Raw genomic sequence first — 18,837 nt, forward strand, 5'->3', positions numbered from 1 at the left:
AGACCTCCATGACCGATCGCATCCGCCAGATTCTGGAAAACGACCGCACCATTGCCATTGTCGGCATGTCCGACAAGCCGCATCGCGCCAGCCACGAGGTCGCCCACTACCTGCAAAAGCACGGCTACCGCATCGTGCCGGTCAATCCGCTGCTGGCTGGCCAGCAACTGCTGGGCGAAACCGTTTATGCAGACCTGCCGGCTGCCGCTGCGGCCCTGCAAGCCGCTGGCGAAGCCCCGATCGACATGGTGGACGTATTCCGCCGCAGCGAGGACGTGCCGCCGGTCGCCGACCAGGCCATCGCCATTGGTGCCAAGACGCTCTGGCTGCAACTGGCCATCTCCCACCCGGAGGCTGAGCAGAAGGCCGCCGATGCCGGCCTTCAGGTGGTGCGCGACAAGTGCACCAAGATCGAACACGCCCTGCTGGACTGAGGCATGGCGGCAGGCACCGGTCGCTCGCGCTGGCTGCTGGCTGTGCCGGTTGCTGCCGCGCTGCTGGCCGGGGCTGGCCTGAGCTGGTGGTGGCTCTCACCCCAGCTGGATCAGCGCACGTTGCAGGCGCAGATCCTGGAACAGGAAGTGACGCGCCAGCACAAGGAACTGCTGGGCTACTCGCGCTACACCAGCTACCTGAGCGTCAGCAAGCAGACCCTGGAAGCCCAGGTCAAGCTGCTCACCGCCACCATGGTGCGCGCCGAAGGCGTGACCCAGGTGCTGGAGCGCAACATCCTCGGCATTCCGTCCACCGGTACCGTGGCGATCTGGTACACCGCCGAATACCCGTTTGGCTACGACCTGCAGCCCGGCCAGTACGATATCCGCCCGACCGCGACAGACATCGAAGTGCGACTGAAAAAGCCGCGCCTGGTGGCAACGCCCGCCGTACGTGACCTGCGCTACCAGATCCTGTCCGGTGGCCTGTTCACCGACGAGAAAGCTGCCGTGATCGACCTGTATGCCCAGGCCGCACGCCAGGCCCAGGCCCAGGGCGAACGGCTGGCCGCCGAACCGGCCGTGGTCGCCCTGTGCGAAAAGAAGCTGACCGAGTTCCTGCGCGATTTCCTGGCCAAGCAACCCGGTGTTACTGTGGTGCCGCATATCCGCATCGTCTATACCGATGCGTGACAAGACCTTGTCATTACACCAATCTTGCAGGTATTCACGAAATTGTCATATTGAGTGCCTAGTATTCCATTTACAGTGCAACGCTGAGGCGTGACCTCGCTCTGAGAAATTCAAGTTACACATTTGTGACACCCCCTGCCGTGAGGCCAGCCAGCCCGGTAGAATTCTTTCGCAATAGCCACATGAAACAGGACTGCAGCACAGTCCGGAAGGGAAAACAACATGCGTGCCATCAAGGAAGCGCGAAAATTCATCAAGGCCAACCCGGCCGACCCCAGTGCCGTCACCCTGTCCCGTCTGGTGCTGGCACTCGAATCCGAAGCCGATTTCCCGATCGCTGACATCTACCTGCTGGACTACAGCAACTTCAAGATCGCCCTGCAAATCCTGCAGGAATGGCGTCTGGACCGCCACTACGCCGGCAAGTCCAAGCTGCTGGACACCTCGCGTCAGGCGACCGGCAATGGCAGCACCGCTGCCAGCACGGAAAGCGATACCAACAACGCAGCTGCAGCTGATGCCCAGCCTGCTGAAGCCGCTGCCGAGAAGAAGCCGGCCAAGGCCAAGGCTCCTGCCAAGCGCAAGTCGGCCGACAAGTAAGCCGGTGCTGTGCCACGCCTTGTGCCTGGCCAGCCCATGAAAAAAGCGACCTGGTAGCAGGTCGCTTTTTTGTGTGCCGTTGCCGGCGTCAGGAAGCCACTACGGCCGAATCAGGCCAGAGCAGCGCATCCACGCCATACAGCTGCGCCAGCGATTCGAGCCGCTGCGGCACCTGTTCCAGCTCCAGCCGGCCTCCGGTGGCACGCTCCAGCTCCAGCAGCACGGCCAGCACCGAGGAATCGAAGCGCGTCAGCGCCCCTGCCTGCACCCGGACCGCATCAGCACCCTGGAGCTGCCTGCAGCGCGCCAGCAGGTCCTGCTGCACCTGGCGGGCATTGGCCATGGTCACTTCGGCTGGCAGCGCCAGCATGGCGGCTTGATCCGGCTGTGCCATCTTACTTGCCAGCCAGTTCGCGGTTCTGCTGCTGCAGCGAGGCGATCAGGCCATTGATGCCCTTGGCACGCACGATCGGGGCAAACTGCTGCTGGTAGGAGTTGACCTGCCAGATTCCTTCGATGGCGATGTTGTAGACACGCCAGCCCAGTGCGCTGTTGGGCGCCTTTTCCAGACGGTAGTCGATCTTGGCCGGGGTGGAGCTGCCCATCAGCTCGCTGCGCACCAGCACGTCGTTGCCGGTAGCACGCACCGGCAGCACCTTGAGCGAGCGGTTGCCGGCCAGCTTGAAGGCACCGGCGTAGGTACGCACCAGCAGCTTCTTGAACTCGTCCTGCACCTGCTTCTTCTGGGCAGGCGTGGCCTGGCGCCAGGCCGGACCCACGGCAGTGCCCATCATGCGCTCGAAGTTCACATGCGGCATGACGCGGCTGTCCACCAGCGCCATGATGCGGTTGACGTCACCGCCCTGCACCGACTTGTCGGCCTTGATGGCGGACAGGATGTCACCCGCCACCTTCTCGACCATGGCCTGCGGACCCAGATCGGCAGCCAGCACGCTGGCGGGCAGCGTCAGGGCACCACCGGCCAGCACGGCACCAGCCAGTGCACCCAGGGACTTGTTCAGGCTACGACGATTCATCATTGCGATTTCTCCTTGTTCATTACGGGCCGTGGTCCGGGCATTCGCCCTCCCTCCACGGCTCAGGTATTTGTTGGATGGCTCATGGTGCCGCAGGTTCCGGTCCGGCGCCGGACCAGTTGCAACAAGCTGCTAATCCGATGCGCCTGTCTGTCACATCTGGACGCGCTTGTTGCGCCTGCACCACGCTTCAGGGTTGTACGGAAGCTGCAGTTCCCGCCGCCAGCGGCTCCACCGTCATGCGGATGGTGCTGCCAGGCGCGCCCGCCACGGGCAGCAGTTCGGTGCGTGCATCCGGGTTGGCAGTGCGTACCACCGGCATGGGTGCGGCCGTGGCGGCTTCGTCCGCGGCCGGTACCTCTGGCGTCACGGCAGCAGCCGCCCCTTCGTCGGCTGGGGGAATATAGCCTGCATCGTCGCCATCGACCGGTGGCAGGTAGCCATCGTCCTCACCACCTTCGCCAGCAGCGCCGGCGCCCGTCACGCGGGAATCGCGGTTCTGCAGGTAGGCATCGCGCGTGAAAACATAGGGATCGAGCGCGATCTGGTCACGCAGGTCGCTGGCTTCCATGTACTTGTCACGCGTGCTCACCACGTCCAGGCCGTACAGCGCATTGCGCACGCCGACATCATCCAGGTGGCCCAGCGGGTTGCCGAAGGAGTCGACCGGACGGGCGATGGTGTCGCGCAGCGTGGACGAGCCCAGCAGCGGCAGCACCACATACGGGCCGGACTGGACGCCATAGTGCGCCAGCGTCAGGCCGAAATCCTGCTTGACGCGCGGAATCTGCGCTTCCGTGGCAATGTCCAGCAGGCCACCCAGGCCCAGCGTGGAGTTGATGGTGAAGCGCCAGAAGCTGTTCATCGCCTCCTGGCCCTTGAACTGGGCCAGGCTGTTGACGGTCGACCAGGCATCCGACAGGTTGTTGAAGAAGTTGTCCACGCCGGTCTGTACCGGGCTGGGCGTGACAAAGTCATAGGCCTTGGCGGCCGGCTTCAGCACGGCGCGGTCCAGCGCATCGTTGAACTTGTAGACGCTGCGGTTCAGCGGCTCCATCGGATCGCGTGGATGCGCATCCGGGCCGGTGGCGCAGCCGGCCAGCAAGGCCGTGGCCGACAGACTGACCGTCAGCAGCAGGCGGCCGGAAGATCGGGAGGTCATGGGGGTGTTCATTATTGGCTGGCTCCGGAGGCAGGTTCATCGGCCGGGGGCAGGCTGCCATCCGCAGCATCACCGCCGCTGGCGGCATCCGCCTTGGCAGAGTCCAGTGCCGTGCTGTTGATCAGCTGGCCGATCAGGTTTTCCAGCACCACGGCAGACTGGGTGTTGCCGATGACGGCACCATCGGCCCACTGGTTGTCGGAATAGCCGGCTTCGATACCGATGTACTGGTCACCCAGCAGGCCGCTGGTCATGATCTTCAGCATGCTGTCATCGGGAAAATGGTATTTCTGGTCCATGTCCAGCACGGCCACGGCCTGGTAGGTGGTGTTGTCAAACTCGATGCGGTTGACACGACCCACCACCACGCCGGAGCTCTTCACCGCGGCTTGTGGCTTCAGGCCGCCAATGTCCTGGAACTCGGCGCGCACCTGATAGGCGTCGCGCGGGGAAATGGTCAGCAGATTGCCGGCCTGCAGCGCCAGGAACAGCATGGCTGCCGCTCCCAGCATCACGAACAGGCCAACCCAGATATCGATTTTTGAACGTTGCATGTGCACGCTTCCTTTGCTTGTCTTGTCGATTTGTCGAGTTACGCGCCGAACATCATCGCCGTGAGCAGGAAGTCCAGCCCCAGCACGGTCAGCGAAGCGACCACCACGGTACGCGTGGTGGCGCGGGAAACCCCTTCGGGCGTGGGACGGGCGGTATAGCCCTCGAGCAGCGCGATGAAGGTGACGGCAACGCCGAACACCACGCTCTTGATCACGCCATTGGCGATGTCATCCCAGATGTCGACGCCGGCCTGCATCTGGCCCCAGAAGGCACCGGCATCCAGCCCGATCAGCGGCACCGCCACCAGCCAGCCGCCGATGATGCCAACCGCGCTGAAAATCAGCGCCAGCACTGGCATGGCGATGATGCCGCCCCAGAAACGCGGCGCCAGGATGCGGCTGACCGGATTGACCGCCATCATCTCCATGGCGTCGAGCTGCTCGCCGGCTTTCATCAGGCCGATTTCAGCCGTGAGCGAAGTGCCGGCGCGGCCGGCAAACAACAGCCCGGTGACCACCGGCCCCAGTTCGCGCAGCAGGCTCAGCGCCACCATCAGGCCGACGGTTTCGGCCGAGCCGAAGCTCTTGAGGATGTAATAGCCCTGCAGCCCCAACACAAAGCCGACAAACAGGCCGGACACCGCGATGATGGACAGGGAATAGTTGCCCAGGAAGAACACCTGGTCGCGGATCAGGCCGGGGCGCTTCCAGGCGCCGAGCGAGAGCAGCAGGCGCACGAACAGGCGCGCACCGGTACCCAGACGCACCAGTTGCTGGCGCAGCGCAAAGCCGATATCGGCGGGATTGAACAGGCTCATGGCTGCCCCTTCCGGCCGCGCAGGCCCAGGTCAGCCGCCAGATCGGGGCCGGGGTAATGGAAACGCACCGGGCCTTCCGGCTCGGCGTGCACGAACTGGTGCACCAGCGGATCACTGCTGTTGCGGATTTCTTCTGCCGTGCCCTGGGCGGCAATGCCGCCATTGGCCAGGATCACCAGGTGGTCGGCGATATGGAAAGTCTCTTCCAGGTCGTGCGACACGATGATGCTGGTCAGGCCCATGGAATCGTTCAGGCGGCGGATCAGGCGCGCGATGGTCCCCAGTGAAATCGGGTCCAGGCCGGCGAAAGGCTCGTCGTACATGACCAGTTCGGGATCGAGCGCGATGGCGCGTGCCAGCGCGACGCGGCGTGCCATGCCGCCGGAAATCTCGCTCGGCATCAGGTCACGCGCACCACGCAGGCCAACGGCATGCAGCTTCATCAGCACGATGTCGCGAATCATGGCCTCGGGCATGCGGGTGTGCTCGCGCAGCGGGAAAGCCACGTTCTCGAACACGCTCATGTCGGTGAACAGCGCGCCAAACTGGAACAGCATGCCCATGCGGCGACGCAGCTTGTACAGCTCGGCATGCGACAGCTGGCCGACGTCCTGGCCGCCGAGCAGCACCTGGCCCTGCTGGGCGCGCTGCTGGCCACCGATCAGGCGCAGCACCGTGGTCTTGCCGCCACCGGATGCGCCCATGATGGCCGTGACCTTGCCGCGCGGCACTTCGAGCGATACGTCGTCGAGGATCTTGCGCCCGCCGTCATAGCCGAACTGCACATGCCGCAGCGCGACCAGCGCCGTCGAGGGCGCAGCCGGCTCCGTTCCCGCCTGTGGGGAAAGTTGCGAAGTTTCTTGCATCACGCGATTTTAGTAGTTTTACCGATTGGCAGTCAGTACAAGGACTTGACCTGTTGCGCCAATGGTCCATTTCCGGGCGTTGTTCACGCTCCTGAAACAGACGACTGGATCAGCTGACCAGCACCTCGCCGCGCAGCGAGTGCGGCAGCGCCTCGGTGATGCGCACGTCGATCATCTGGCCGACCAGGCGGTCACGGCCGGCACCGGCGCCAAAGTTGACGATGCGGTTGCAGGCGGTGCGGCCCATCAGCTCTTCGGGATTCTTGCGCGAGGGGCCTTCGACCAGGATGCGCTGCACCGTGCCAACACGGCTGGCACTGATGGCGCGCACGTTCTGCTCGATGGTGGCCTGCAGGTGCTGCAGGCGCTTGAGCTTGACCTCGTGCGGGGTGTCATCGTGCAGGTTGGCGGCCGGCGTGCCGGGGCGCGGGCTGAAGATGAAGCTGAAGGAGGTGTCGTAGCCGACATCCTCGATCAGGCGCATCATCTTCTGGAAGTCGTCTTCGGTCTCGCCGGGGAAGCCGACGATGAAGTCGCTACTCATCGACATGTCCGGGCGCACAGCGCGCAGCTTGCGGATGATGCTCTTGTACTCCATCGCCGTGTAGCCGCGCTTCATCGCCATCAGGATGCGGTCGGAACCGTGCTGCACCGGCAGGTGCAGGTGGCTGACCAGCTGCGGCACCTTGGCGTAGACGTCGATCAGGCGCTGGGTGAATTCGTTCGGGTGGCTGGTGGTGTAGCGGATACGCTCGATGCCGGGGATCTCGGCCACGTACTCGATCAGCAGGGCAAAGTCGGCGATCTCGCCACTGTCGCCCATGGGGCCGCGGTAGGCGTTCACGTTCTGGCCCAGCAAGGTGATTTCCTTCACGCCCTGCTCGGCCAGGCCGGCGACCTCGACCAGCACTTCCTCGAACGGGCGGCTGAATTCCTCGCCACGCGTATAGGGCACGACGCAATAGCTGCAATACTTGCTGCAGCCTTCCATGATCGAGACAAAGGCGCTCGCGCCTTCGACACGCGCCGGCGGCAGGTGGTCGAACTTCTCGATTTCGGGGAAGCTGATATCGACCTGCGGCTTGTGCTGGGCGCTGCTGCTATCGAGCAGCTCCGGCAGGCGGTGCAGCGTCTGCGGGCCGAACACCACGTCCACGAAAGGCGCGCGCTTGATGATTTCCGCACCTTCCTGGCTGGCGACGCAACCTCCCACGCCAATCTTCACGCCCTTGGCCTTCAGGTGCTTGACGCGACCGAGGTCGCTGAACACCTTTTCCTGCGCCTTTTCGCGCACCGAGCAGGTGTTGAACAGGATCAGGTCGGCATCTTCGGGGTTGTCGGTCTTCTCGTACCCCTGGGCGGCGCCCAGCACGTCGGCCATCTTGTCCGAGTCGTACTCGTTCATCTGGCAGCCAAAGGTTTTGATAAAGACTTTCTTGGGTGTGGTGGTCGTGGTCATGGTGTGGCAGCGGTTCGTGGTGTTGATCCAGAGGCTGGGGGAAAATATGGGGAACTGCGCATTTTAATGCGGCGTCTGCAAAGAGCCAAACTTCGCATTACCATGCAGATACACCGCGTGACGTTTTTGGTAGCCTTGCTTCATGTCTTCCCAAGCCCCTGATACCCCGACTTTCCTGCCGCACCAGCACAAGGTGCTGGGCGAACTGTTGCGCCTGCAGCGCGATCCCGATGGCCTGTTGAGCAACCCAATTCCGGATGTGAACATCAACGGCATGCTGTTTGGTGGCCAGCTGATCGGTCAGGCGCTGATGGCGGCCTGCGAGGATCTGCCGGAAGACCTGATCGCGCACCAGATGCAGCTGAGTTTCCTGATGCCGGGTCGCCCGGGCGCGCCAATGCGCTACGAGGTGCTGTCGCTGATGCATGGCCGCAACTTCTCGGTGCAGCAGGTGACCGGCTGGCAGAACGAGCGCCGCATCATCGTGGCGACGGTGTCCTTCCACCGTGGCGAGCTGGGCCCGACGCACCAGGTCAGCATGCCGCCCAATGTGCCCGATCCGGAATCGCTGCCGACCATGCGCGACATGGTCCTGAGCGATGAATCCGGCCTGGTGCCGGGCCACGTCAAGGGCGTGCTAAAGCATGCCTCCATCGTCGACCTGCGCCCGCTGGACGGTCTGGATTTCCTGCTGCAGCACGTGGAAACACATTCGTTCCGCTACTGGGTGCGCATCCGCGACACGCTGCCCGATGATCCGCAGCTGCATCTGGCCGCGCTCGGCTACATGTCGGATTACTGGTTCCCGTTTACCGCACTGTCGCCGCATCTGGACAACAAGTTCACTTCCGGTCTGTTCCTGGCCAGCCTGAACCACGGCATCTGGTTCCACAACGCAGTACGCGCCGACCAGTGGCTGCTGGTCGACGCGCGTTGTCCGGCTACTGGTCACGGCCGTGGCCTGACCGTGGGCAATGTCTTCACCCAGGACGGCACCCTGGTCGCCTCGCTGGCGCAGGAAGGCCTGCAGCGCGGCTGGGTCGCCCTGGGCAGCGATATCCTGCCGCCGGGTATCAAGACGGCAGGATAAGGCGGCGCGCCTAGCGCGCCTGGGCTCAGGCGCGCTCCACGCGCACCGGCAGGCCCTGGCGCACGACGCCGCCCGAGACGGTCTCGACCCAGGTGTTGACGTGGCCGTTGCGGGTGGCATCGGCAAAGCCCAGCGTGTTCAGGCAGACGCCCGTCGCCAGATCCGGGTTGCTCGGCATCGCCTTGCCGTCGATGCGGTGTTCGCGCGCGCCCAGCTCCCAGTGGCCATAGCCGTGCTCGATGGCAATCGCGCCCTGCTGGATGCCGTCTCGCACGATCGCCACACCGACCAGGCTACCGCCCGGGCTGGTGACGCGGATCTTCTGGCCGTTGCCAATGCCCAGGCGTTCGGCGTCGGCACGGTGGATGGAGATCGGGTTGTGCGGGTGTACCTGACGCAGGCGGCTCACCGCGATCGACATCGAACTCATCAGGTTGGACTTGTAAGACGTCATCAGGAACGGGTATTCCTGTTCGGTGTAGCGCTCGCGCATCGGCGTGCCGTCGGCGAGGCGCGTCGGGTGCCAGGTCGGGCAACCGTCGAAACGCTGTCCGGTCATGGAGTGGCGCATCTTGCTGATCTCTTCGCTCCAGACCTGCATCGCCGGCTTGTGGCTCGCCTTGATCTGATCCCCTTTCCAGGCATCTTCCAGCTTGTCGAAACGGCCGCCGCGCGTCATCACCATGGCGACCTTGCGCCATTCTTCCGGCTTGAGCGCACCCTGCAGCTGGGCTGCATAACGCTTCACGCCGGTCACTTCCAGATCGTCATCGGAGGCATCGCCAACCGGCTTGCCGCCGGACCAGGCGATGTTGGCGATACCGCGCAGGTAGAAGTCGGTGGCGCTGTCCAGATCGTAGGCATTGCCTTCCTTGTCCTTGAGCGCGCCCTTGCCGAAACCCGGCATCTTGAGCGTGCGGGCACAGGCGAACAGGAAGGATTCCAGGTTCACCGGCTCGCCCGTGGCCGTCCTAGCGACCTTGGGTTCGACCACTGGCGTGCGCACGGTGGAGGACTTGACCACCACATCAGCCCAGGGCACGGAGATACCCCAGCTTTCGTAGGTCACGGTATCGGGCACGATGTAATCGGCGTAGGCATTAGTCTCGTTGATGAAGGGGTTGATCGACACCACCAGCGGCAGGATGGACGGATCCTTCAGCTTGTCCAGCAAGGCATTGCGGAAGCCATTGATCGAGTACACCGGGTTGCTCATGTGGTTGAACCAGACCTTGGCGCGATAGGGATAGCCGTTCAGGGCCGATGCCACCATCTCGCTGCTGATATTGCCCACGGCCGGGTACCAGGGTGCCTGCGCCGGGTACGGCGACTGGCCGCTGTCCTTCTTGCGCTTGAATTCGCTGGTCTTCTCGTAGGGGAAGCGGCTGCGCGACAGCGCCACGCCGGCCGGCTTGGCCTTGCCCGGGAACTGGGCAAAGTTGTAGCGCGGACCGGGGCCGAAGGGGCCGAACTGGCCGGCATCCAGCACCAGGCCACCGGCCACGTTGATGTTGCCGACCATCACGTTCAGCATGGCGATGCCGTAGGCGGTGTAGAAACCGGCACCACCCATGGTGCCACCGTGGGCATCGGCCACGGCCAGCTTGCCGTGGCTGGTGAATTCCTTCGCCAGCTCCTCGATCTGCTCGCGTGGCACGCCGCACAGTTCAGCGTATTCGTCCAGTGTCTTGCGCTGGGTTTCGCGCTTGAGCAGCGTGAAGGAGGTGGCCACGGCCACGGCCACACCCAGATCATTCTCGGTCCAGGCCGGCACGTCAATCGTGCTATCGACTTCCAGGTTCACCGGAGCCAGCGTGGTGTGCGGTGCCAGCGTGCCGTCGACCAGCTGCACCACGTAGACGTCCGGCACTTCCTCTTCGGTCGGGGGTGCCGGCGGCGTGGCCGCAGCGGCGGGCTTGGCGGCAACAGTACCGGCGACAGCTGCCGAGGCAGCAGCGACCGGAGCCGGAGCAGCAGCCACGACTGCGCTGGCGACGGGGGCAGCGGCGCTGGCCACAGCAGCGGCGCCAGTGGCGGCAGCCGCCGCCGGAGCCGCTGCAGCAGGCGCCGCTGCCGGCGCTTCCGGCTTCGGCTCGGGCTTGGGGCGCGGCCAACCCAGGTCTTCACCGCGCAGGAAGGTGCCAAAACGCGGATGCTTGGGATCAGCGATCACCAGGTGGGTGGCGTTGGTCCAGGTCGCTTCACCGGCAGCGGCCATGGCCTGCGGGCCGGGTTGCTGCAGGTAGCGCACGTCGTAACGCTCGTTCTCGATGATCCAGCGCAGCATGCCCATGACCAGTGCCAGATCGGATGCCGGCTTGACCGGCAGCCAGCGGTTGCCGCTGCCGGCAGCCAGGCTGGACGAGGTCGGCAGGATCGGCGATACCACCACGTAGCGGAACGGGTTCTCCTTGCGCGAGCGCGCTTCGGCCAGCTGGCGGCCCTGGCGCTGGAACGGGTTGCCGGATTGTGCCGGCGCCGCACCGATGAACAGGCCGAAACGGGCCGACGGCCAGTCCGGCTTGCCGTGCGGCTGGCCTGCCAGGTCACCCAGGGCAGCACCGGTACCGACGCGGAAGGTCTGGCCGCAGTAGGAGCCGTGGTTGGCAAAGTTGCGCGATCCGAAAGACTGCTCGGCAAAGCGGCGCACCAGCGCGGTGCGACCCTCGTTGGCCGAATCGGTAAAGATGAACTGGTTCGCCAGCGGGCCGTATTCCGGGTTTTGCGCATCAATCAGCGTCTTCTGGTCGAAGATGGCGCGCATGCCATCGACCTGGCCTTCGCCGAACAGGTCGCCGCCTTCGCAGACTTCCTGCACCAGCTGCTCGAAGGAAATCGTTTCCCATTTGCCGGAGCCACGCGGGCCGACACGCTTGAGCGGCTGCAGCACGCGATGCGGGTTGTTCTGCTGCTCCAGCATGGCCGAACCGCGTGCGCAGGAGGTGGCGCGGCCTTCCAGGCCGTTTTCACCACCCAGCATGGCATAGACCTCGCGCACCGGCGTTTCCATTGGCGCCGGATTCACGGTCGCCAGCGGGTGGTAGGGGTTGCCGGCCACGCGCAGGATGCGGTTCTGGGCATCATCGACACGTACGCGCACGCCGCACTGGGTCCAGCAGCCCAGGCAGCTGGACATGCTCACGGTCTGACCCGGCTGGGTGCTGAGCTGGCCAGTCGCGGCATCAATGATGAATTCCGGCGTCAGCGAGTTGCCGCGCAGGGCATCGGCCGTGGGCGTGCCGGCCGTGCCGGTCACCAGCCCCTTGGCGGCCTTGTAGACGGTCTGGCCGTAGCCGGCGGCAAAGGCGGCCAGGCCACCGGCGGCGATACCGCCGTGCGTCAGCAGCTTGCGACGGGAGGTGCCGCCAGCCGGCTTGTCATTGCGGGAAGGAGTGTGCTTGTCAGTCATGGTCTTGTTCCTCGTCATTCCAGTCGTCGTCCGTCAGGCGCTTGCCAGCGGCTTGCCGGGGTAGCGTTCCAGCGCGTAGGTCACCATGGCCAGCAATGCGGCCACCAGGCCAAACACGCCCACCATGCCGAGCACGCCATCGCTGCCCCAGGAGATACCCTGCAGATACAGGCCGGCACCAAACTTGGGCACCGTCTGCACGGCCATGAACACCATCCAGCGGAACACCCAGGAAGCGGCCAGCATCAGCACCGCCAGCAGCAGCTGGTCACCGGCCGTCAGGGACTTCTGGCCGAGCGGACGCCAGACCATGGTCAGCAGCAGCACGCCACCCAGGATCGATCCCAGCAGCGCCAGGCGCCAGGCGCCGAACTCGTTGAACAGCTGCAGCGCCGCATCAAAGGAAGGCTCCTGTCCGGTGGCACCCAGGGCCGCCCAGGTCACGGCTGCGGCCAGCAGCGCCAGCGTGCAGAGCTGCGCCATGCGGCGTACCAGGCCAGCCGGGAAGCTGTCACGCCAGTTCGCCGGCAGCCAGCGCGCCACCAGCAGCATCGCGCCCAGGCTGCCCAGCCAGCCGGTCAGGGCCAGGTTGACCGGCAGCAGCAGCGTGTGCCACAGCGGACGCGCCTTGATCACCGCCATCTCGCCGCCGGTATAGACCAGGATCGATACCGCACTGAGCGCCAGCAGCAGCGCCACCAGGCGCAGCAGGCCCTGCTTGCCCTGCCACCAGAGCAGGCTGAACAGCAGCGACAGCACGACGAACACCGGCAGCAGGTAGGCGCCGAGCGACATCCACGACCAGGGCGTGGGGTTGGCGTAGAAATGCCAGAACCGGCCCGGCTGGTGCAGGTCGGCCAGCAGCGATACCGGTGCCGCGATACAGGCGGTCAGCAACACGACCACCGCCGCCGGCAGCAGGCGCGCCATGCAGGAACCCGGCTTGCCGAAAGCCAGTACCGATGCCGTCAGCGCGGTAGTGGCGGCGATGCCGATCAGGAAGAAATATTGCACGGCCCAGGGCAGCCAGGCCGCTTCGTAGGCAGGGGTCAGCAGTTCGATAATGCCCATGATGGACTCCTTGTTCAGTGACCGGCCACGACGCGCACGCCGGCCTGGCCGTCAATACCGTCGACAAACGCGTCCGGCAGGCCGATGTAGAACACGTGCGGGCGCGTGTCCAGATCAGGCTTGAGCGTCTTGATGTCGTCGCGGTTTTCGCGCAGCAGCGTGGCGACTTCGCTGTCCGGGTTGTTCAGGTCGCCGATCTTGCGCGCGCCGCCCACGCAGCTTTCGACGCAGGCCGGCAGCAGGCCGGCTTCCAGGCGGTGCTCGCAGAAGGTGCACTTGTCAGCCGTCTGCGTCTCGTGGTTGATGAAGCGCGCGTCATACGGACAGGCCTGTACGCAATAGCCGCAGCCGACGCAGCGCTCGTTGTCTACCAGCACCACGCCATCGGTGCGCTGGAACGTCGCCTGCACCGGGCAGACCGGCACGCAGGGTGGGTTGTCGCAGTGGTTGCACAGGCGCGGCAGGCTGACCATGGCCGGCGGTGCGCCTTCGACCTTGGTATCCACCTCGTACTGCAGCACGGTAGTGCGGAACTGGCCGATCGGCGGCAGGTTCTCCATGGAGCAGCTGACGGTACAGGCCTGGCAGCCGATGCAACGGCGGATATCGACCACCATGCCGTAGCGCTTGCCTTCTTCGCCTGGGCGGCGCACCGGCTGGCTGTTGATGGCGGCCTCGGCCGGATCGGCAACCACCACGCCGGTGGCGGTCACGCCCAGGCCGAGCATGGCGCGCAACAGGCCGCGCTTGCTGCCAGAGGGAGGAGTGCTAGGAGTTTTCATACGCGGGGCGTCCTGTAAGCAGATTCACACAACATGGCTTATTCTGTAAAAACCCGTCCCCGCTGCCCATCCGGAAGAGCGGGCATGCCCCTAGACTATTTTCCCTATTGCCAGAAGGGACATTCCTCCTAGAATTTCGGCTTGTCTACCCATCCCATCCCCGCATGACGAACCAGCCTCCTGTTCCGCGCCGCACCCTCTGGCTGCGCGCCGGCCTGCCCTGGCTGCTGATCGGCCTGGCGCTGCTGCTGCCGGCACTGGCCCAGGCCAAGCCGCTGCGCCTGGGCGTGCTCGCCTATCTGGGTGCCGAAGCCGCCGTCGAGGAATGGAGCCCGGTCGCGCGCCAGTTGGAACAGGCCCTGCCCGACTACCAGGTCGAGCTGCTCTCGCTCGATCACGCCGCCTTGCAGCAGGCAGCCGAAGCACAGCAAATCGATTTCGTCATCACCAACCCCGGCCATTACGTCGAGCTGGAATCCAGCCTTGGCGCCTCCCGCCTGCTGACGCTGCAGACCGGCAGCAGCATGCCCGGATCGGCCTGGCAGGCGGTCGGCAGCGCCGTCGTCACGCTCAGTGGCCGCACTGATATCCAGCGCCTGCGCGACCTGCGCGGCAAGCGCGTCGCCATCATCGGGCAACAGGGCTTTTCCGGTTACCAGCTGGTCTGGCGCGAACTCGCCGCCGAAGGCATCGATCCGGCACGTGACCTGACCCTGGAGGTGGTCGGCCTGCCGATGGACAAGGTGCTGGAAGCCGTCGCCGCCGGCCAGGTCGATGCCGGCCTGGTGCGCGCCTGCATGCTGGAAAGCCAGCCGGCCTGGCTGGAGCGTTTCCGCGTCGTCGCGCCGCGCCGCGAAACCGGCTTTCCCTGCGCCAGCTCAACCCGGCTCTACCCCAACTGGCCGCTGGCCGCCTTGCGCCATACCGATCCGGTACTGGCCAAGCAGGTCACCATCGCCCTGCTGGAAATGGACAGCCGCAGCAGCCCGATCCACTGGACCGTGCCGGCCGATTACCAGTCGGTACACGAATTGCAGCGCGAGCTGCATATCGGCCCCTACGCCGTGCTGCACACGCCCACGCTGGGCGATCTGGCTGCACGCTTCTGGCCCTGGCTGGCTGGCCTGGCGGCGCTGATCATCTTTGGCGGCCTCTATACCGCCCATGTGGAACGGCTGGTGCATGCGCGCACCTCAGCGCTGCGCACCGCGCTGGCCGAGCGCAAGGAGCTGGAGCAGCACCTGCGCCAGAGCCGCGAACAGGCAGAGCACATGTCGCGCCTGTCGGTGCTGGGAGAGTTGTCCGGCACGCTGGCACACGAGCTGAACCAGCCGCTGGCCGCCATCGGCAACTATGCGCAAAGCCTGACGCGCCGCATCGACAACCAGCGCCTGACGCCCGATGCCGTGCGTGAAGCCGCACGCGAGATGACCGGCCAGGCCGAACGCGCTGCCGGCATCCTGAGCCGCATCCGCAGCTTTGCCAAGAAGCGCGTGGCGCAACCCGAGCTGCTGCAGCCCACGCCCATGGTGCAGGAAGCCATCGCCCTGTTCCGCGACATGCAGGTCAACCCGCCTGAAGTCACGCTGCTGGACGAGCTGACAGCCGAAACGCGCGTGGTCGCCGATCCGCTGCAACTGCAGCAGGTGCTGCTGAATCTGCTCAAGAACGGCTCCGACGCCACGCAGCAGCTGCCACCGGAACGGCAGCGCCTGGAAGTGCGACTGGCGACCAGCAGCTCCAGCCTGCAGATCATGGTGCGTGACCACGGCGAACCCTTGCCGCCGGAGCGTCTGGCGCACCTGTTCGATCCCTTCTACACTACCAAGCCGAGCGGCATGGGGCTCGGCCTGTCCATCTGCCGCAGCATCGCCGAAGCCCACGGCGGCCGGCTGGATGCCGAATCCGCCGACAATGGTACCGGTCTGGTCTTTACCCTCACCCTCCCGCTTGCATGATGTCCACCGATTCCCTTCCGTCCACCTCCTGGCAGATCCATGTCGTCGATGACGATGAAGCCTTCCGCCGCTCGCTGGTGTTCCTGCTGGAATCGATGGGCTGGGACGTGGTGGCGCACACCTCCGCGACCAGGTTCCTGGAGCAGGGCCTGCCGCAAGCATCTGCCATCGGCTGCCTGCTGCTGGATGTGCGCATGCCCGGCATGAGCGGGCTGGAACTGCAGCAGCAGTTGCGATCGCTGGAGTGCGCGCTGCCGATCGTGTTCCTGACCGGCCATGGCGATGTCGAACTGGCAGTCCAGGCGATGAAGCACGGGGCCTTCGATTTTCTGGAAAAACCGTTCAAGGACCAGCGCCTGCTCGACATCGTGGCCGCTGCGCTGCGCCAGCGCGAGGCCAGCCTGCAATCCGAAGAGCGCACGCGCCAGGCCAGCACCCGCCTGCAGCAGCTGACCCCGCGTGAAGCCGAAGTCGCGCTGCTGGTGGCACGCGGCCTGCCCAACAAGCTGGTGGCACGCGAGCTCGACATCAGTGAAAAAACCGTACACATCCACCGCCAGCACGTGATGGAAAAAACCGGCCTGGGCAGCGCGGCCGAGCTGGCGCGGCTGATCCTGCAGGCAGATCCACAAGCGCTGGATTGACGCGCTGCCGCCTCCACCTCAGGCGCACCGTCCTTCCCCGCAGCACATTCACGCAAGCGGAATGTGCGTATCCCCAGGCACGTATCATGGATCGGCATGCGCGCTTGCGTCCTGGCAAAGCGCCAACCACAAGGACAGCACCATGGCCACCATGAACACCCCCGCCTACTACGACTCGGTCCCCGCCATCCTGATGATGGACCCGCTGGCCCGGACCCTTGGCTCTGCCGAAGACGGCCTGATCGAATACCGCTATCTCGATGCCGTCAAGCTGACCGGCCACTCCTGCCCCACCGTCGCCGGGGCCTGGCAGCTGACCCGCGCCGCCCTGGCGCGACTCTACCCGGACAGTACACCGGTCCGCAGCCATATCCGGGTCGAATTCCGCCAACCGCTGGATGAAGGCGTGGTGGGCGTGATCGCCAGTGTGGTGAGTCTGGTCACCGGCGCTGCCAATGCCGGCGGCTTCAAGGGCCTGGCCGGACATTTTGGCCGCAAGGACCTGCTGCAGTTCGAGGTACCGATGCGCGGCGACATCCGACTCACGCGTCTGGATTCAGGCCAGTCGGTGGAATTCATGCGCCGCGGCCACAGCGTGCCCAGCCCGGCCAACATGAGCCAGTTGCTGCGCCCGGCACTGGAGCCGCAGGCGTCCGACGCGGAACGACAGGCGTTTGCCACGGTCTGGAGCGGCTGGGTCGAACAGACGCTGCAGCCGACCAGTGCGCCGGACTGGGTCGAGCTGGAGGCCTGAGCCTCCTCAGCCCGGCTTAGTGCAGGAACGGCAGCTGCGTAAAGACCTGCAGGATGGCAGCGTTGACCAGGTCCACGAAGAACGCGCCCACCATCGGCACGATCAGGAAGGCCTTGTACGACACGCCATACCGATCGGTAATCGCCTGCATATTGGCAATTGCCGTTGGCGTGGCGCCCATGCCGAATCCGCAATGGCCTGCCGCCAGCACGGCAGCGTCATAATCGCGCCCCATCACCGTGAAAGTCACGAGGCTGGCATACAGCATCATCACCACGGTTTGCACCGCCAGGATCAGCAGCACCGGCAGCGCCAGATCGGTCAATTCCCACAGGCGCAAGGAGAGCAGCGCCATCGCCAGGAAGAGTGACAGCGAGGCGTTGCCAAAAACGTCAATGGCGCGATCGAACATGTCAAACTTGAAGAAGTTGGTCAGCACGTTGCGAATGATCACGCCGCCGCCCAGCGCCCAGACAAAAGTCGGCAATTCAAAAGCCGTGCCTTTTGCCGCCGTCGTCATGACCCCGGCAAACGCCATGCAGGCGGCAAACAGGGCCAGCGTCTCGATGGTGGAGGATGCGGTGATCAGGCGGATTTCGTCCGGCTTGTCGAACATGGCCTCGTCCAGCTGGTCACCAGACTCGGTATGGCGCGTGCTGTAGAGCGATTGCGAGGCGGCAACGGCTTCCACCTGCGTCTGCTGCTCGGGCTCGGGCAGCTTCTGGTGCCCCATCCTCGCCAGCAGATAGCGGGCCACCGGCCCACCGATCAGGCCACCCGCCACCAGGCCAAAGGTGGCCGTGGCAATGCCCAGCGTCGTGGCACCGGTCACGCCATAGCGCTGCTCCAGCACCGGCCCCCAGGCACCGGCGGTGCCGTGGCCGCCAGTCAGGGTGATCGAGCCCGTGACCAGTCCCAGCAACGGCTCCAGTCCCAGCAGGCTGGCCATGCTCACGCCCACCGCGTTCTGCAGCAGGATGAACACCGCCACCACCAGCAGGAAAATCGCCAGCGGCTTGCCACCCGCCCGCAAGCGGCTGAAGTCGGCGCTCAAGCCAATCGATGAGAAGAACATCAGCATGAAAGCTGTCTGCAGCTGCGTCTCGAACTTGAAAGTCAGCCCGAAAATGGAGTTGAGCAGCACCACCACGATCCCTGCCAGCAGGCCTCCCGCCACCGGCTCCGGAATATTGAAATCCGACAGGAACCGGATCTTGACGATGAGGAAGCGGCCCAGCAGCAGCACCAGCGTGGCCAGAATCATCGTGTAGTAACCGTTGAGCGCAATTTCCATCTCGACATCCTCCAGTCCAATGAAGCCCGGCGTCCGGCAGACGCCCTCCTTTCTTCATGCAGCCGTGTGGACATCCTCTTCAGGGAGTCCGTAGCGGCCAGCTACCTGAGCCATTCTAGGCCATGCGTCCGGTCGTTCTGGCGAACGCACCATCGCGAAACGATCCACGAAAAAAATCCCCTGATGATGACTCATCAGGGGATTTTTCATGT

18 protein-coding genes are annotated in these 18,837 nt (G+C 65.0%); 7 read left to right on the forward strand and 11 right to left on the reverse strand.

The genetic code is table 11. The annotated features are described in order from the left end of the window. Positions 1 to 8 precede the first annotated feature (8 nt). The 3 genes from ACI3EV_RS10080 to ACI3EV_RS10090 all read left to right on the forward strand — a co-directional run bounded on the left by ACI3EV_RS10080 (position 9) and on the right by ACI3EV_RS10090 (position 1,727). Positions 9 to 434 (forward strand): CoA-binding protein, encoded by a 426-nt coding sequence (locus ACI3EV_RS10080; RefSeq protein ID WP_329769334.1) that lies wholly within the window; start codon positions 9 to 11, stop codon positions 432 to 434. A gap of 3 nt (positions 435 to 437) precedes the next feature. Continuing rightward, positions 438 to 1,127: a hypothetical protein gene (locus tag ACI3EV_RS10085; protein WP_329769335.1), complete on the forward strand. Its 690-nt coding sequence runs from the start codon at positions 438 to 440 to the stop codon at positions 1,125 to 1,127. A 222-nt stretch (positions 1,128 to 1,349) separates the two neighbouring features. Beyond that, positions 1,350 to 1,727 carry a hypothetical protein gene (locus ACI3EV_RS10090; RefSeq protein WP_329769336.1) on the forward strand — a complete coding sequence of 126 codons (378 nt, stop codon included), beginning with the start codon at positions 1,350 to 1,352 and terminating at the stop codon, positions 1,725 to 1,727. A gap of 88 nt (positions 1,728 to 1,815) precedes the next feature. On the opposite strand, the gene ACI3EV_RS10095 is transcribed toward ACI3EV_RS10090, so the two are convergent. From ACI3EV_RS10095 to miaB, 7 genes are all read right to left on the reverse strand, one after another. Beyond that, the gene (locus tag ACI3EV_RS10095; RefSeq protein ID WP_329769337.1) at positions 1,816 to 2,121 is read right to left on the reverse strand and encodes an STAS domain-containing protein; all 306 of its coding nucleotides are present in this window, start codon (positions 2,119 to 2,121) and stop codon (positions 1,816 to 1,818) included. 1 nt (position 2,122) lies between these two features. After that, positions 2,123 to 2,767, reverse strand: a complete 645-nt coding sequence (locus ACI3EV_RS10100) for an ABC transporter substrate-binding protein (protein WP_329769338.1) — start codon at positions 2,765 to 2,767, stop codon at positions 2,123 to 2,125. A 187-nt stretch (positions 2,768 to 2,954) separates the two neighbouring features. Then, the gene (locus ACI3EV_RS10105) at positions 2,955 to 3,926 is read right to left on the reverse strand and encodes a VacJ family lipoprotein (protein WP_337690144.1); all 972 of its coding nucleotides are present in this window, start codon (positions 3,924 to 3,926) and stop codon (positions 2,955 to 2,957) included. An 11-nt stretch (positions 3,927 to 3,937) separates the two neighbouring features. Then, entirely contained in the window at positions 3,938 to 4,480 is a 543-nt protein-coding gene (gene mlaD, locus ACI3EV_RS10110) for an outer membrane lipid asymmetry maintenance protein MlaD (RefSeq protein WP_329769342.1), read from the reverse strand. A gap of 38 nt (positions 4,481 to 4,518) precedes the next feature. Beyond that, the gene (gene mlaE / locus ACI3EV_RS10115; RefSeq protein WP_329769344.1) at positions 4,519 to 5,298 is read right to left on the reverse strand and encodes a lipid asymmetry maintenance ABC transporter permease subunit MlaE; all 780 of its coding nucleotides are present in this window, start codon (positions 5,296 to 5,298) and stop codon (positions 4,519 to 4,521) included. Beyond that, complete coding sequence (locus ACI3EV_RS10120) at positions 5,295 to 6,164, reverse strand: ABC transporter ATP-binding protein (protein WP_329769345.1); 870 nt, start codon at positions 6,162 to 6,164, stop codon at positions 5,295 to 5,297. Before ACI3EV_RS10120 ends, mlaE begins: the two co-directional genes overlap by 4 nt. A 109-nt stretch (positions 6,165 to 6,273) precedes the next feature. Continuing rightward, a complete protein-coding gene (gene miaB, locus ACI3EV_RS10125; RefSeq protein ID WP_329769346.1) occupies positions 6,274 to 7,623 on the reverse strand; it encodes a tRNA (N6-isopentenyl adenosine(37)-C2)-methylthiotransferase MiaB in 1,350 nt (449 codons plus the stop codon). Between the two features lie 142 nt (positions 7,624 to 7,765). Here miaB and ACI3EV_RS10130 point away from each other — a divergent pair, with 142 nt between their 5' ends. Beyond that, positions 7,766 to 8,713, forward strand: a complete 948-nt coding sequence (locus tag ACI3EV_RS10130) for an acyl-CoA thioesterase domain-containing protein (protein WP_329769348.1) — start codon at positions 7,766 to 7,768, stop codon at positions 8,711 to 8,713. 25 nt (positions 8,714 to 8,738) lie between these two features. Here the strand turns inward: ACI3EV_RS10130 and ACI3EV_RS10135 are convergent, their stop codons facing one another. From ACI3EV_RS10135 to dsrO, 3 genes are read right to left on the reverse strand one after another with little or no spacing between them, the layout of a single operon-like run. Then, positions 8,739 to 12,122 (reverse strand): tetrathionate reductase subunit A, encoded by a 3,384-nt coding sequence (locus ACI3EV_RS10135; RefSeq protein ID WP_337690140.1) that lies wholly within the window; start codon positions 12,120 to 12,122, stop codon positions 8,739 to 8,741. A 33-nt stretch (positions 12,123 to 12,155) separates the two neighbouring features. Continuing rightward, entirely contained in the window at positions 12,156 to 13,193 is a 1,038-nt protein-coding gene (nrfD, locus tag ACI3EV_RS10140) for an NrfD/PsrC family molybdoenzyme membrane anchor subunit (RefSeq protein WP_337690138.1), read from the reverse strand. Between the two features lie 14 nt (positions 13,194 to 13,207). After that, complete coding sequence (gene dsrO, locus ACI3EV_RS10145; RefSeq protein WP_329769353.1) at positions 13,208 to 13,975, reverse strand: sulfate reduction electron transfer complex DsrMKJOP subunit DsrO; 768 nt, start codon at positions 13,973 to 13,975, stop codon at positions 13,208 to 13,210. 164 nt (positions 13,976 to 14,139) lie between these two features. Between dsrO and ACI3EV_RS10150 the strand changes: the two genes are divergently transcribed. The 3 genes from ACI3EV_RS10150 to ACI3EV_RS10160 all read left to right on the forward strand — a co-directional run bounded on the left by ACI3EV_RS10150 (position 14,140) and on the right by ACI3EV_RS10160 (position 17,331). Beyond that, complete coding sequence (locus ACI3EV_RS10150; RefSeq protein WP_329769355.1) at positions 14,140 to 15,933, forward strand: PhnD/SsuA/transferrin family substrate-binding protein; 1,794 nt, start codon at positions 14,140 to 14,142, stop codon at positions 15,931 to 15,933. Continuing rightward, entirely contained in the window at positions 15,930 to 16,577 is a 648-nt protein-coding gene (locus ACI3EV_RS10155) for a response regulator (RefSeq protein ID WP_329769356.1), read from the forward strand. Before ACI3EV_RS10150 ends, ACI3EV_RS10155 begins: the two co-directional genes overlap by 4 nt. Positions 16,578 to 16,719: 142 nt before the next feature. Continuing rightward, positions 16,720 to 17,331, forward strand: a complete 612-nt coding sequence (locus ACI3EV_RS10160; RefSeq protein WP_337690136.1) for a hypothetical protein — start codon at positions 16,720 to 16,722, stop codon at positions 17,329 to 17,331. A 16-nt stretch (positions 17,332 to 17,347) separates the two neighbouring features. Here ACI3EV_RS10160 and gltS read toward each other — a convergent pair whose 3' ends face one another. Further along, positions 17,348 to 18,625, reverse strand: coding sequence for a sodium/glutamate symporter (gene gltS / locus ACI3EV_RS10165; RefSeq protein WP_329769360.1), 1,278 nt, complete (start codon positions 18,623 to 18,625; stop codon positions 17,348 to 17,350). Positions 18,626 to 18,837 lie beyond the last annotated feature (212 nt).

The organism is Allobrachymonas wangyanguii (assembly GCF_045055315.1).
GTDB lineage: Bacteria > Pseudomonadota > Gammaproteobacteria > Burkholderiales > Burkholderiaceae_C > Brachymonas > Brachymonas wangyanguii.

What these genes read in the sequence shown, in the direction of transcription:
- ACI3EV_RS10080 (WP_329769334.1), top strand. Translation starts at nt 9, where the DNA reads ATGACCGATCGCATCCGCCAGATTCTGGAAAACGACCGCACCATTGCC.
- ACI3EV_RS10085 (WP_329769335.1), top strand. Translation starts at nt 438, where the DNA reads ATGGCGGCAGGCACCGGTCGCTCGCGCTGGCTGCTGGCTGTGCCGGTT.
- ACI3EV_RS10090 (WP_329769336.1), top strand. Translation starts at nt 1,350, where the DNA reads ATGCGTGCCATCAAGGAAGCGCGAAAATTCATCAAGGCCAACCCGGCC.
- ACI3EV_RS10095 (WP_329769337.1), bottom strand. Translation starts at nt 2,121, where the DNA reads ATGGCACAGCCGGATCAAGCCGCCATGCTGGCGCTGCCAGCCGAAGTG.
- ACI3EV_RS10100 (WP_329769338.1), bottom strand. Translation starts at nt 2,767, where the DNA reads ATGATGAATCGTCGTAGCCTGAACAAGTCCCTGGGTGCACTGGCTGGT.
- ACI3EV_RS10105 (WP_337690144.1), bottom strand. Translation starts at nt 3,926, where the DNA reads ATGACCTCCCGATCTTCCGGCCGCCTGCTGCTGACGGTCAGTCTGTCG.
- mlaD (WP_329769342.1), bottom strand. Translation starts at nt 4,480, where the DNA reads ATGCAACGTTCAAAAATCGATATCTGGGTTGGCCTGTTCGTGATGCTG.
- mlaE (WP_329769344.1), bottom strand. Translation starts at nt 5,298, where the DNA reads ATGAGCCTGTTCAATCCCGCCGATATCGGCTTTGCGCTGCGCCAGCAA.
- ACI3EV_RS10120 (WP_329769345.1), bottom strand. Translation starts at nt 6,164, where the DNA reads ATGCAAGAAACTTCGCAACTTTCCCCACAGGCGGGAACGGAGCCGGCT.
- miaB (WP_329769346.1), bottom strand. Translation starts at nt 7,623, where the DNA reads ATGACCACGACCACCACACCCAAGAAAGTCTTTATCAAAACCTTTGGC.
- ACI3EV_RS10130 (WP_329769348.1), top strand. Translation starts at nt 7,766, where the DNA reads ATGTCTTCCCAAGCCCCTGATACCCCGACTTTCCTGCCGCACCAGCAC.
- ACI3EV_RS10135 (WP_337690140.1), bottom strand. Translation starts at nt 12,122, where the DNA reads ATGACTGACAAGCACACTCCTTCCCGCAATGACAAGCCGGCTGGCGGC.
- nrfD (WP_337690138.1), bottom strand. Translation starts at nt 13,193, where the DNA reads ATGGGCATTATCGAACTGCTGACCCCTGCCTACGAAGCGGCCTGGCTG.
- dsrO (WP_329769353.1), bottom strand. Translation starts at nt 13,975, where the DNA reads ATGAAAACTCCTAGCACTCCTCCCTCTGGCAGCAAGCGCGGCCTGTTG.
- ACI3EV_RS10150 (WP_329769355.1), top strand. Translation starts at nt 14,140, where the DNA reads ATGACGAACCAGCCTCCTGTTCCGCGCCGCACCCTCTGGCTGCGCGCC.
- ACI3EV_RS10155 (WP_329769356.1), top strand. Translation starts at nt 15,930, where the DNA reads ATGATGTCCACCGATTCCCTTCCGTCCACCTCCTGGCAGATCCATGTC.
- ACI3EV_RS10160 (WP_337690136.1), top strand. Translation starts at nt 16,720, where the DNA reads ATGGCCACCATGAACACCCCCGCCTACTACGACTCGGTCCCCGCCATC.
- gltS (WP_329769360.1), bottom strand. Translation starts at nt 18,625, where the DNA reads ATGGAAATTGCGCTCAACGGTTACTACACGATGATTCTGGCCACGCTG.